This window comes from Allobosea sp. ASV33, assembly GCF_016428755.1.
Lineage (GTDB): Bacteria > Pseudomonadota > Alphaproteobacteria > Rhizobiales > Beijerinckiaceae > Allobosea.
Genome location: NZ_JAELTI010000034.1, coordinates 34,822 through 47,803 on the forward strand (window position 1 = coordinate 34,822; position 12,982 = coordinate 47,803).

At 66.1% G+C, this 12,982-nt stretch carries 12 protein-coding genes; 8 read left to right on the top strand and 4 right to left on the bottom strand.

Annotated elements, in window-relative coordinates; translation table 11 throughout:
- Positions 1-9 precede the first annotated feature (9 nt).
- The 3 genes from JHD80_RS12420 to JHD80_RS12430 form a co-directional block, all read right to left on the bottom strand.
- The gene (locus tag JHD80_RS12420; RefSeq protein WP_199087549.1) at positions 10-825 is read right to left on the bottom strand and encodes an alpha/beta fold hydrolase; all 816 of its coding nucleotides are present in this window, start codon (positions 823-825) and stop codon (positions 10-12) included.
- A gap of 279 nt (positions 826-1,104) precedes the next feature.
- Positions 1,105-1,806, bottom strand: coding sequence for a flavin reductase family protein (locus JHD80_RS12425; RefSeq protein WP_199087551.1), 702 nt, complete (start codon positions 1,804-1,806; stop codon positions 1,105-1,107).
- The gene (locus JHD80_RS12430) at positions 1,803-2,510 is read right to left on the bottom strand and encodes a GntR family transcriptional regulator (RefSeq protein WP_199087553.1); all 708 of its coding nucleotides are present in this window, start codon (positions 2,508-2,510) and stop codon (positions 1,803-1,805) included. The genes JHD80_RS12425 and JHD80_RS12430 overlap by 4 nt, the downstream gene beginning before the upstream one ends.
- 243 nt (positions 2,511-2,753) lie before the next feature.
- Between JHD80_RS12430 and JHD80_RS12435 the strand changes: the two genes are divergently transcribed.
- The 7 genes from JHD80_RS12435 to JHD80_RS12465 all read left to right on the top strand — a co-directional run bounded on the left by JHD80_RS12435 (position 2,754) and on the right by JHD80_RS12465 (position 11,162).
- On the top strand, positions 2,754-4,322 hold the full coding sequence (locus tag JHD80_RS12435; protein ID WP_199087555.1) for an ABC transporter substrate-binding protein: 1,569 nt from the start codon (positions 2,754-2,756) through the stop codon (positions 4,320-4,322).
- A 208-nt stretch (positions 4,323-4,530) separates the two neighbouring features.
- Positions 4,531-5,523, top strand: a complete 993-nt coding sequence (locus JHD80_RS12440) for an ABC transporter permease (RefSeq protein WP_199087557.1) — start codon at positions 4,531-4,533, stop codon at positions 5,521-5,523.
- Complete coding sequence (locus JHD80_RS12445) at positions 5,513-6,448, top strand: ABC transporter permease (RefSeq protein ID WP_199087559.1); 936 nt, start codon at positions 5,513-5,515, stop codon at positions 6,446-6,448. The genes JHD80_RS12440 and JHD80_RS12445 overlap by 11 nt, the downstream gene beginning before the upstream one ends.
- 32 nt (positions 6,449-6,480) lie before the next feature.
- Positions 6,481-7,677: an amidohydrolase family protein gene (locus JHD80_RS12450; protein WP_199087561.1), complete on the top strand. Its 1,197-nt coding sequence runs from the start codon at positions 6,481-6,483 to the stop codon at positions 7,675-7,677.
- 38 nt (positions 7,678-7,715) lie between these two features.
- Positions 7,716-9,179, top strand: coding sequence for an amidohydrolase family protein (locus JHD80_RS12455; protein ID WP_199087581.1), 1,464 nt, complete (start codon positions 7,716-7,718; stop codon positions 9,177-9,179).
- The gene (locus JHD80_RS12460; RefSeq protein ID WP_199087564.1) at positions 9,176-10,165 is read left to right on the top strand and encodes an ABC transporter ATP-binding protein; all 990 of its coding nucleotides are present in this window, start codon (positions 9,176-9,178) and stop codon (positions 10,163-10,165) included. The genes JHD80_RS12455 and JHD80_RS12460 overlap by 4 nt, the downstream gene beginning before the upstream one ends.
- Positions 10,158-11,162, top strand: a complete 1,005-nt coding sequence (locus JHD80_RS12465) for an ABC transporter ATP-binding protein (protein WP_199087573.1) — start codon at positions 10,158-10,160, stop codon at positions 11,160-11,162. The genes JHD80_RS12460 and JHD80_RS12465 overlap by 8 nt, the downstream gene beginning before the upstream one ends.
- Positions 11,163-11,348: 186 nt before the next feature.
- On the opposite strand, the gene JHD80_RS12470 is transcribed toward JHD80_RS12465, so the two are convergent.
- Positions 11,349-11,780: an OsmC family protein gene (locus tag JHD80_RS12470; protein ID WP_199087575.1), complete on the bottom strand. Its 432-nt coding sequence runs from the start codon at positions 11,778-11,780 to the stop codon at positions 11,349-11,351.
- Between the two features lie 345 nt (positions 11,781-12,125).
- On the opposite strand from JHD80_RS12470, the gene JHD80_RS12475 reads away from it, so the two are divergent.
- Positions 12,126-12,866: a nucleoside deaminase gene (locus tag JHD80_RS12475; RefSeq protein WP_248311529.1), complete on the top strand. Its 741-nt coding sequence runs from the start codon at positions 12,126-12,128 to the stop codon at positions 12,864-12,866.
- Positions 12,867-12,982: the final 116 nt, after the last annotated feature.

Here is a 12,982-nt window from a genome sequence, read left to right on the forward strand (position 1 = left end):
GTGTGATTGTCAGAGTTCGCCGATCCACTCCGCCACGGTCGCGGTGAAGGCGTCGGGCCGGGAGATCGGGAAGAGGTGTCCGCCGGTTTCCATGATCGCGCGGCGGCAGCCGGGCAGGGCGGCGGCGAGCGCCTCCTGGTGATAGACGGGGACGACCATGTCGTCGCGCGTGCCGAGGATCAGGACCGGCATCATCAGCGAGTCGATATCGGCCGTGCCGTCGAAGGCGAGCAGCGCGTCGAGGCGCTCGCGCGCAATCGTCCGGGCGTGCTCGCTCACCGGCGCGGCCTCGATCGCGGCGTCGTAGATGTGCCAGTTCGCCTCGATCCAGCGCGGCTGGTAGCCGCTGAGCACGGAGATCGCGGCATAGGCATAGGGATCGCAGCCCAGGATCGCGCGCCGCGCGCCGAAGACGGCGTTGAGATAGCGGCCGGATTTCAGCCAGCTCGCGCTCAGGATCAGGCCGTCGAGACGGCCGGGCGCGAGCTTGGCGAGCGTCTGCGCGATGCAGCCGCCGGTCGAGTGGCCGAGCACCACCGCCCGCGCGACGCCGGCCGCGTCGAGCACCGCGAGGCTGTCCTGCGCCAGCGTTTCGATGGTGCAGGGGGCGTCGCCGCGCGTGCTCGCGCCGATGCCGCGCTGGTCGAAGCGGATGACCTGGAAGGAGCGTGAGAGCGTCGCAGCGATCTCGCTCCAGAAGGCGGCGCTGCCGCTGAGCCCGCTGATGAGCAGCAGCGGCTGGCCATGACCTTCCTTGAAGGCGTGCAGCACCGCGCCATCCGGCGTCTCGATCTGGAAATCGACGATATCCGTGGTGGCCGTCATGCGTCACCTTGCGGATGGAAATGCCGAATGCTGCGCCACCGACGCATGATCTTGCACATCGCCCATCCTCCCTGGCCTTGGGTCGTCCACCCGGATCGCTCGGTCTTGATTGGCCGATAGGATCGCTTCGTGTCAGGATGGCGTATCGGGCCCGCCCCCGCCATGGCTTGCGTGCAGGGGGCGCAATGTTCTTGACGCAGATCAAATAGACCAAAGACTAATTGGCCTGCGTCTAGTGCATGTCTTTGTGTGCGTCATCCGCGCAGGAACGGGGATGCTTCAGCGGCGGCGCCGATTGGCGGCTCCAGGATCGGTTTCCCAAGTCGGCACCGACATGGTCGGTAGGTCGAAATAGTCGCGCGTCGTTGCATAGCCGTGCCCGCCCATGCGGCCGATGGCATCAAGGGCCGCCGGATCGACATAGAGCTTCTGGGGATCGATCGTGTCGGCGCGGAAGTGGGCGTAGACGACCTCTCCGAGAATGATCTCGCGTGAGTTGCCGATGCCGAGCGTGGTGTGGTGGCGGCATTCGAACGCCGCCGGCGCCTGGCCGATCCACGGGCAGGGGACCCTGACGCCGGGCATCGCCGTCAGGCCGGCGGCCGCGAGTTCGTCGATGCCCGGCTCGAACGGTACGGCGCAGACATTCATGCCCTCCAGTAGCGCATCGGACACGATATTGACGGTGAAACCCAGCGTCTGCCGGACATTGCGGCCGGTGTCCTTCTGCGCACCGCTCGGCCTGTACTCGACGCCGAGCGCCAGGATCGCAGGATCGGCCGAGAGGCAATTGAAGAAGGAAAAGGGCGCGGCGTTCACCGTGCCGTTTTCGTCGACGGTGGTAACCAGGGCGATCGGTCGCGGCACGACAGCGCCGATCAGTAGCTTGTAGCGCTCGCGCGGCGTCAGCGCCGCAAAATCGAAGGTGACTATGTCTGGCGGGCTCTGAGAACCCGGCTGTTCTGTCGGATGTGCGGTCATGACGGTGTCAGTCCTTCGCTGAGGGCGTAGGGGGCGAGCACATCGCGGATGTCGCGCTCGACGCGGGGCGTCAGCAGCGCGCGGGTGACGACGGCCCGCAGGTGGTGGTCCATCAGGTCGGCGGCGCGGGCGGCGTCGCCGGCGCGGAGCGCGTCGATCAATTGGCGATGCTCGGAGACGGCGCATTCGCTCGAATGTGGGCGTCCATAGATCGCCAGGATCAGCGAACAGCGCGACGAGGCCTCCTGCACATAGCGCAGCAAAAGCGCATTGCCGGTCATCTTGGCGAGCTTGATATGGAACTCGCCGGAGAGCCGGATCGATTCCGGTCCGTCCTGCTCATGCGCTTTTTCCTCCTGGCGGACATGGGCTTCCAGTTCGGTGATCTGGGCGGAGGTGATGCGGCCGGCCAGGCTTTCGGCGACGAGCCGCTCCAGGCCGCGCCTGACCTCGAACACGTCGCGCGCCTCTTCCAGCGTCGGGTAGGCCACTGAGGCGCCGCGATTGGGCTTGAGCTCGACGAGGCCTTCGACGGCGAGGCGTCCGAAGGCCTCGCGCACCAGGGTGCGGCTGACGCCGAGTTGTTCGCCGATCGAATCCTCGGGCAGCTTCATGCCCGGCTTCAGGGCTTGCTCGATGATGGCGCGCCGCAGGGCGCGATAGACGGATTCGGCGCGCAGAACCGGGGTTCGCTTCTCGCCCATCGTGGTTGTCCCTCGTGCTGGAATGGCTTTGTCCGGGGGTGTCAATGTCACGATAGCGGTCTCCGCGCCAGTTTCCGCTTGTGTTCAATAATCGCATACAATACGATCATGACATCGTATGCAAGTCTGCCTGATAATCGCACACGAAATTGGCGCGGAAAGCGTCAGGTGCATAACGGGACGGCAGAAAGCGGTCGAGACTCGGCGAGCCGGCGGGCGCGTCGACCAAAAGGGGAGAAGTCGATGAAGAAGGCCTGGTTGCTGGCGGCCGTCGCCGCCTTTGCGCTCACCGGTGCGGCGGAAGCCAAGACGCTGAAATGGGGCGCGTCGCGCGAAATCGCCTCGCTCGATCCCTATTCCTACGGCGAGACCTTCACGCTATCGGTTCTGAACCACGTCTATGAGGGGTTGGTGCGCTATACCGGCGATCTCAAGATCGAGCCGGCGCTGGCCGAGTCCTGGGAGACGGTGTCGCCGACGGTTTGGCGCTTCAAGCTGCGCAAGGGCGTGAAGTTCCACAACGGCAACCCCTTCTCGGCCGACGACGTCATCGCCTCGCTGACGCGCGTCATGCACCCCGATTCCCCGCTCAAGGGCAATCTGCCAGCCTACAAGAGCTCGAAGAAGATCGACGACTACACCGTCGAGATCGAGGTCAACGGGCCCTATCCGCTGCTGCTGAACGACCTCACCAACATCTTCATCTTCAACAAGGCCTGGCTGGAAGCGAACAATTCGCTGCTCCCCACCGATTCCGGCAAGGGCGTGAAGGGCTACGCCACCGACAATGCCAACGGCACCGGCCCGTTCAAGGTCGAGAGCCGCCGCGCCGATGCCAAGACGGTCTTCGTCAAGAATGCCGACTGGTGGGACAAGCCGCAGCATAATATCGACGTGATCGAATTCACCCCGATCACCTCGTCCTCGACCCGTGTCGCGGCGCTGCTCTCCGGCGAGATCGACTACACCAACGTCGCCCCGCTGCAGGACCTGCCGCGCCTCTCGGCTTCGCCCGACGTTAAGGTGCTGCAGACCAACGAATTGCGCTCGGTGTTCTTCGCCCTGAACCTCGGCGACAAGCTCGTCGAGAGCGACGTCAAGGACAAGAACCCCTTCAAGGACATCCGGGTCCGCGAGGCGCTCTATCGCGCCATCGACATCGATGCGGTGCAGAAGCGGGCGATGCGCGGCCTGTCGCGCAATACCGGTGCGCTGGTCGCCCCTGCCATCCCCGGCTACGACCCCTCGCAGGACGAGCGTCTGCCCTTCGACCTGAATGGCGCCAAGAAGCTGCTGGCGGATGCCGGCTATCCCAACGGCTTCTCCTTCCAGATCAACTGCCAGAGCGACTCCCTCGTCAACGAGGAGGAGTTCTGCCAGGCGGTCGCGGCGATGTGGTCGCGCGCCGGTTTCAAGCCGAACCTCAGCATGGCCCCGCGCAGCCAGCAGACGCCGAAGCGCGTCAAGGGCGATTTCGACGTCATCTCCTTCGGCTGGGCCAACGAGCCGATGATCGACGCCTATTCCCTCTTGGTACAGGTGCTGCATTCCAAGGGCGGCACCAGCGGCGTCTTCAACTGGGGCAACTGGGGCGATCCGCGCATCGACGCGCTGGTCGACAAGGCCGGCGTCGAGCTCGACACGCCCAAGCGCATCGAGATGATGAAGGAGGCGCTCAAGATCGCCAAGCAGGAGCAGCTCTTCATCCCGCTGCACCAGCAGCCGATGGCCTGGGCGATGCGCTCGACCGTCGTCTCGACCGTGCAGGCCTCGGACAACAAGCCGCGGCTCTGGCTGACCATGATGAAGTGAGCGGTTCCAAGTCGGGGCGCTTACTGAACCCATCCGCGCCGTCATCCCGGCCGCAGCGCAGCGGAGCGCCGGGATCCATCCTAGAGCGCGACGCCCTTCGATGGATCCCGGATCGGCGCGGCTTCGCCGCTTGTCCGGGATGACGGGTGGGGGTTCGGATGCCCTGCGAGATCGCTGACGGCGCGTTGCCACGATCGGAGCTGTCCAGATGCCGGCCTTTCTCCTGAAGCGACTGCTCAACGCCGCCGGCGTCATGCTGGCGGTGGCGTTTCTCGCCTTCCTGATCTTCCGCTTCGTCGGCGACCCCGTGGAGCTGATGCTGAACGAGCAGGCGAGCCAGCAGCAGCGCGACGAACTGCGCGTCCGCCTCGGCCTCGACAAGGGCTTCGTGCTGCAATACGCGACCTTCGTCGGCAATGCCGTGCGCGGCGATTTCGGCATCTCCTACCGCAACCAGCAGGACGTCTTCACGCTGATCTCGGAGCGCTTCCCGGCGACCTTCGAGCTGGTGCTGGTCGCGACCTTCCTGTCGCTCGCCGTCGGCGTCCCGCTCGGCGTCTACACCGCGATCCGACGAGACAGTTTCCTCGCCAAGACCCTGCAATTCGTTTCGGTGCTCGGGGTCTCCCTGCCGAGCTTTGCGCTGGGCATCCTCTTGATCCTGCTCTTCTCGGTGACGCTGCAATGGCTGCCGGCCTTCGGGCGCGGCGAGGTCGTGCAGATCGGCTGGTGGAGCACGGGCTTCCTGACTGCCTCCGGGCGCAAGGCGCTGATCCTGCCCGGCATCACGCTCTCGCTCTTCCAGATCACGCTGGTGATGCGCCTCGTCCGCGCCGAGATGCTGGAGACCATGCGCACCGATTTCATCCGCTTTGCCCGGGCGCGCGGTCTGCCGTCCCGCGCCGTCCATTTCGGCCATGCGCTGCGCAACTGCCTGATGCCGGTCATCACCGTCACCGGCCTGCAGATCGGCAATCTCATCGCCTTCGCGCTGGTGACCGAGACGGTGTTCCAGTGGCCGGGCATGGGCATGCTCTTCGTCCAGGCCGTGACCTTCGTCGATATCCCGGTGATGGCGGCCTATCTGATCGTCGTCTCCTTCATCTTCGTCACGCTCAACACGCTGGTCGACCTGACCTATGCCTGGGTCGATCCGCGCCTGCGCGAGGACGCGCTGACGGGAGGCGCGAATGCCCGCTGACACCGTGAAGAAACCCAGCCGCCTGCGTCGCTTCCTCGACAGCGATATCGGCTGGAGCTTCTGCCACACGCCGGTCGCCTGGCTCTCGGCGGTGGTGCTGGTACTGCTCGTCCTGACCGCGCTCTTCGCCCCGCTGATCGCGCCGCAGAACCCCTATGATCTTGCCCAGGTCTTCATCGACAAGGCCGAGATCCCGCCGATCTGGCAATCCGGCGGCGAATGGCCCTTCCTGCTCGGCACCGATCCGCAGGGGCGCGACGTGCTCTCGGCCATCCTCTACGGCTCGCGCATCTCGCTGATCATCGGTTTCTCTGCCGTCGTCGTCTCGATGCTGATCGGCGTCTCGATCGGGCTCACCGCCGGCTTCTATGGCGGGCGCGTCGACAACCTGCTGATGCGGCTGGGCGACACCGTGCTCTCGATCCCGACGCTGCTGATGGCGATCCTGGTTTCGGCGATCTTCCGCGAGATGCTGCCGCCGGCCCTGCGCGAGCCCTTCTCTGCCGTGGTGCTCGTGCTCTCGATCGCGCTGACGAGCTGGGTGCAGTACGCCCGTACCGTGCGCGCGCTGACCATGGTCGAGCGCCGCAAGGAATACGTGCTCGCCGCCCGCATCATCAAGGTGCCCGCCGTGCGGATCATGGGCCGCCACATCCTGCCCAACACGATGACGCCGGTTCTGGTTTCGGCGACGCTCAGTCTCGGCCTCGCCATTCTCTCCGAGGCGACGCTGTCCTTCCTCGGCGTCGGCATGCCGATCACGCAGCCTTCGCTGGGGACGCTGATCCGCATCGGCAACCAGTACCTGTTCTCCGGCTCCTGGTGGCTCGTCGTCTTCCCCTCGCTGCAGCTCGGGCTGATCGTGCTCTCGGTCAACCTGCTCGGCGACTGGCTGCGCGACGCGCTGAACCCGAAGCTGCGCTGACCATCATAAGAAACCACGAGGATACGCCTGCGATGACTGCCTCCCTCCTCATCCGCAATGTCAGGCCGAATGCAGGACCCGCTCTCGATATCCTCATCGAGAACGGCCGCATCGCCCGGATGGCCAAGGACATCGCGGCGCCCGCCGGCGCGACGGTCGAGGATGGCGGTGGCGAGATCGCCATTCCCGGCCTCGTCGAGGCCCACGCCCATCTCGACAAGAGCCTCTGGGGCATGCCCTGGTACGTCAACGAGGTCGGCCCCAAGCTGCTCGACAAGATCGACAACGAGCGCGAGAGCAAGAAGCGCCTCGATCTCGACCCGGCCCGCCAGTCGGCCCGTCAGACCGTCCAGTCCTCGATGATGGGCTCGACCCATACCCGCAGCCATGTCGACGTCGACACCGAACTCGGCCTCTGGGGCGTCGAGGGCATCATGAAGACCCGCGAGGACTACGCGGACATCATGGACATCGAGCTCGTCGCCTTCCCCCAATCCGGGTTGCTGCGCCGGCCGGGCACGCTGGAATTGATGCATGAGGCGATGAAGGCCGGCTGCGAGATCGTCGGCGGTCTCGATCCCTGCGCCATCGATCGCGACCCCAAGGGGCATCTCGATGCGATCTTCGGGCTCTGCCAGACCTATGGCCGGCCGCTCGATATCCACCTGCACGAGCCCGGCGAGATGGGCCTGTTCTCGCTCGACCTGATCATCGAGCGCACCCGCGCGCTCGGCATGAAGGGCAAGGTCACCGTCAGCCACGCCTTCTGCCTAGGCGTCGATCCGCAACTGGTCGACCCCGTAATCCCGCAGCTCGCCGAGCTCGACATCGCGATCATGACGACGGCGCCCGCCCGCAACACTGCGCCCGCCGTCAAGAAGCTGCTCGATGCCGGCATCCGCGTCTGCTCGGGCTCGGACGGCATCCGCGACACCTGGGGCCCCTATGGCAATGCCGACATGGTCGAGCGCGCCATGTTCATCGGCCTGCGCAACAATTTCCGCCGCGACGACGAGGTCGAGCTCGGCCTCCATGTCTGCACGACTGGCGGTGCCCAGGTGATGGAAATCGCCGATTACGGCCTCGCCGAGGGCAAGATCGCCGATCTCGTGATCATGCCCGGCCAGAGCCTGACGGATATCGTCGTCACCCGTTCGCCCAAGCGCCGCGTGATCAAGCGCGGCAGGATCGTCGCCCGCGACGGCGTTTCGGTGAGGACCGCCCCGTGAGCCTGCAAGCCAAGAAGCGCCCTGAAGGTCGCATCCTGATGACCGCGCGCTGGGTGGTTGGCCATAAGGATGGCCGCCATCGCCTCTACGAAAACGGCGAAGTGGTGTTCGAGAACGGCGAAATCGTCTTCGTCGGCCATGGCTTCCCCGGCGAAGTCAGCAGGCGCATCGACTACGGCCACGCCCTGATCGGGCCGGGCTTCGTCGATTGCGATGCCCTGTCCGACCTCGACACCACCATCCTCGGCTATGACAACCAGCCGGCCTGGAAGAAGGGCCGCGTCTGGCCGCGCAGCTATCTCGAGGCCGGCCCCTACGAGATGTACACGCGCGAGGAGCTGGCCTTCCAGAAGCGCTACGCTTTCTCCCAGTTGATCCGCAACGGCATCACCACCGCGCTGCCGATCGCCTCGCTGTTCTACCGCGCCTGGGGCGAGACGGTGCAGGAATTCGAGGATGCCGCGGTGGCCGCCGCCGATCTCGGCATGCGCGCCTATCTCGGCCCGGCCTATCGCACCGGCAACCAGGTCGTCGAAAGCGACGGGCGAGTCGTCACCTACTACGAGGAAGACCGCGGCCTCGCCGAGCTCGATGCGGCCATCGACTTCGCCAGGCGCCACGAGGGGCAGGCCGGCGGGCTGATCCGCGCGATGTTCGCGCCGGACCGCATCGAGACCTCGACGGCCGAGCTCCTGCGCCGCACGGCGGCGGCCTCGCGCGATCTCGACATCCCCGTCCGGCTGCATTGCTGCCAGTCGAAGATCGAATACGACCTCGTCCTCGCCCAGCATGGGATGAGCCCGCCGGAATGGCTGGAGAGCCTCGGCTTCCTCAACGAGCGCTGCCTGCTGCCGCACGGCACCGTCGTCTCCGGCAGCCGCCTCATCGGCCGCCCCGGCCGCGATCTCGAGATCATCCGCGATTCCGGCGCCAGCATCGTGCATTGCCCGCTGGTCTCGGGCCGGCACGGCAACAGCATCAACCATTTCGGCAGCTACCGCGCGATGGGCCTCAACATCGCCATGGGCACCGATACCGCCCCGCCGGACATGGTCCTGAACATGCAGACCGGCATGATCCTCTCCCGCACCATGGCCGGAAATGTCGGCGCCGTGCGCTCCGAGGATTATTACGATGCGGCGACGATCGGTGGTGCCGATGCTTTGCAGCGCCCCGATCTCGGCCGCCTCCAGCCGGGCTCCCGCGCCGATATCACCGTCTTCGAATTCGACCGGCCGCATAGCGGGCAGGTCATCGACCCCATCCAGACGATGATGCTGACCGGCCATGGCCGCGATTTCGCGACGGTGGTGATCGACGGCCGCTTCGTCATGGAGAACCGGGCGATCCCCGGACAGGACGAGGCCGCCGATAACGCCCGCGCCCAGAAGCAGTTCGAGGGCGTCATGGCGCGCTATCCCGAGCGCACGCTCGGCCACCCGCCGATGAGCGAGATCTTCTCGTCGAGCTACGCGATCGAACGCAGCGAGGCCTCTGCATGACCGCATCCGCCGCCCAGCCTCTCCTGTCCGTTCGCGACCTGCGCATCGTTTTCGATGGCCGCCACGGTCCGTTGACGGCGCTGGACGGCGTTTCCTTCGACATCGCGCCGGGGGAGATCCTCGGCGTGGTCGGCGAGTCCGGGGCGGGCAAGTCCCTGACCGGCACGGCGGTGATCGGCCTGCTCGATCCGCCCGGCCGCGTCGCCGGCGGCGAGATCCATCTCGCCGGCCAGCGCATCGACAACCTGCCGGCGGAGCCGATGCGCAAGCTGCGCGGCCGGCGCATCGGCGCGATCTTCCAGGACCCGCTGACCTCGCTGCATCCGCTGCTCAGGGTCGGCGACCAGCTTGTCCAGACGATCCTGACGCATCTGCCGGTCAGCCGGGCGGAAGCCCGCAAGCGCGCGCTCGACCTGCTCAAGGAGGTCGGCATCCCCGCGGCCGAGTCGCGCATCGACGCCTACCCGCACCAGTTCTCGGGCGGCATGCGCCAGCGCGTCGTCATCGCGCTCGCGCTCTGCGCCGAGCCCTCGCTGATCATCGCCGACGAACCGACGACGGCGCTCGACGTCTCGATCCAGGCCCAGATCACCACCTTGCTGAAGCGGCTCTGCCGCGAGCACGGCACGGCGATCATGCTGGTCACCCACGACATGGGGGTCATCGCCGAGACCGCCGACCGGGTCGCGGTGATGTATGCCGGCCGCATCGTCGAGATCGGCCCGGTCGAGGAGGTGACGCGCCGGCCGAGCCATCCCTATACCGCCGGCCTGATGGCCTCGATCCCGAGCGTCCATATCCGCCACGAGCATCTCAACCAGATCGACGGCGCCATGCCGCGCCTCAACGCCATCCCGCCGGGCTGCGCCTTCAATCCGCGCTGCGGAAAGGCTGAGGATTTCTGCCGCAAGCACAAGCCGGGCTTGCCTCTCTCGGGGCACGCCGCGGCCTGCCATTTCCCCCTGAAGGAGGCGGCCCATGCTTGAGCAGGCTTCGAAGCTCGCCCCCGCCAAGGCCGCTGGTGACGACATCATCCTCGATGTCGAGGCGGCCTGCTGCCGCTTCGATGTCTCGGCCCCGGCCCTGTCGCGGCTGTTCTCGAAGGAACCGCGGCGCATCCTGCGCGCGGTCGAACACGTCTCCTTCGCGGTCAGGCGCGGCACCACCTACAGCATCGTCGGCGAATCCGGCTGCGGAAAATCGACGCTGGCGCGCATGGTCGTCGGCCTCCAGCGGCCGACCGAGGGCAAACTGACCTTCCGCGACATCCGCCGCGCCGACGGCACGATCGGCCCGCCGCGCGTGCAGATGATCTTCCAGGACCCTTACGCCTCGCTCAACCCGCGCTGGCGCGTCGGCGACATCATCGCCGAGCCGATCCGCGAATTGAAGCTGAGATCGGACGAGTCGGCGGTCCAGCAGCGCGTCGGCGACTTGCTGGAGGTGGTCGGCCTCTCGCGCACCGATGCGAGCCGCTATCCGCATGCCTTCTCAGGCGGCCAGCGCCAGCGCATCTCGATTGCGCGTGCGCTCGCGACCGAGGCCGATTTCCTCGTCTGCGACGAGCCGACCTCGGCGCTCGACGTCTCCGTGCAGGCGCAGATTCTCAACCTGATGGTCCGGCTGCAGAAGGAATTCGGGCTGACCTATCTCTTCATCAGTCACAATCTCTCGGTCGTCCGGCACATGTCGGACGATCTCGCGATCATGTATCTCGGCCGCTTCGCCGAGGCGGGCCCGGCCGAGCAGGTCTTCACCCGGCCGCAGCACCCCTATACGCGCCTGCTGCTCGACACGATCCCCGATGTCGAGCGGCCGAACCGGGAGCGCCGGCCGATGTCGGGCGAAGTGCCGAGCCCGATCAATCCGCCGGCCGGCTGCACCTTCAACCCGCGCTGCATCCAGGCGGTCGATCGCTGCCGCGTCGAGCGGCCGGAGCTGCGGCAACTGGGTGGCGTCGAGGTGTCCTGCCACTTCGCCTGATGGGCCGGGTGCAACTGACCGCTATTCATTGCGCCAGGCTTGTCATTCCGGGGCGCGCCGCAGGCGCGAACCCGGAACCCACGACTGGGTGAGACAGTCAATGCGCGGTTGTCGGCCGCTCGGCTTATCGTGGGTTCCGGGTTCTTCGCTGCGCGAAGCCCCGGAATGACAAAGGGCGCGCCCGTCTCAACCCACCAGCGTCGCTTCAAGCGTAATCGGCGCCTTGAACAGCTTGGAGACCGGGCAGCCGGCCTTGGCCTTGTCGGCCAGCGACTGAAAGGTCGCCTGGTCGGTGCCGGGCACCTTGCCCTTCAGGGTGAGGTGGATCGCGGTGATCGCGTAGCCGTCGTCGAGCTTGTCGAGCGTCACGCGCGCCGTGGTGTCGAGCGCATCGGCCTTGAGATTGGCCTCGCCCAGGATCAGCGAAAGCGCCATGGTGAAGCAGGCGGCATGCGCCGCGCCGATCAGTTCCTCGGGATTGCTGCCGGGCTTGCCTTCGAAGCGGCTGGCGAAGCCGTAGGGATAGGCGTCGAGCGCCTTGGTCTCGGTCGAGATCGTGCCCTTGCCGTCCTTGATGCCGCCTTCCCAATGGGCCGCGCCGGTCTTGTTGATCGCCATGATGCTGTCTCCTGTCCTGATGTTCGGATGACTCGGTTGCAGCCGAAGGCCTGCATTTGGCCAACGACTTCGGCGGCCTTCTGTTTCATTCGCCGTCAGCCGCATCGGAAATCGATGAATTGGCTCGCCCTGGGCGATCGTAGACTGAAATGCGCAGAGCGAAAGGTGGTGCTCCCACAATGCTTGCACATCCATCCGATCGACAGTGTGGCAACGAATCCAGCGCAGACGGTTGCTGTTGAGGGATGGAGTTAACCCGCTCACAGCAATTCGGCGCTAAGTACAGCTCTCGGCACGTCCCATGGGAATTGCTGCCGGACGCGATCGCGCTCTCGGCTTGGGTCCATGACCGAAGGTTGGAATGCGATGCCGAGTTGTTCCTGCACCACCGTTCACGCGTTAGGCTGCGATGCGCCCGACGATCCGGGCCGCCGCCAGTTCTTCTCGGCAGCTATCGGGCTGGGGGCCGCCGGTGCGGTCGGCCTCTCCGCCGTCAAGGCCGTCGCCGCGACGCCTTCGCCAGACAAGCGGAAGTTCATGGAAGAGGCGACGCGACTGGCGATAGAGTCGGTCGAGAAGGGCTGGGGCGGACCGTTCGGTGCCGTCATCGTCAAGGATGGCGAGATCATCGGGCGCGGCCAGAACCGCGTGCTGCTGACGGGTATTCCGGTGTTCCACGCCGAGATCACGGCGATCATGGATGCCTCGGCCCGCCTCAATCCCAAGGCACTCCTCGGCAGTGAATATGGCGCTGGAACCATCCTGGAGATGATCCCGCGTGAGGCTGGCTCGCCCGACCCGGTTCCGGAACGTGCCCGCATGCTCAAGGGATGCGAAATCTATATCAATGGGGCGCCCTGCCCGATGTGCATGAGCGCGATCTATTGGTCCCGTATCGATCACGTCTATTTCGCGGCCAGCCTGAAGGACACCAGCGCGATCGGATTCGACGACGCCTTCCAGTACGAAGACTTCGCCAAGCCGTGGGGCGATCGGCGGATCAAGGTGAGCGAGAATTTCGAGCGCGAGGTCGGGCTCAAGGCCTACGAGGCCTGGACCAACAAGAAGGACCGTCACCCCTATTGAGGGGCTGCCGGCTGTCAGCAGCGAACCCGCGGCCCGGAGACGTTGGCTGGGCGCATGCCATGCCGCCCTTCCATTCGTCGGCGAAACCCATCGGGCCCTCCGACCATGTCTAATGG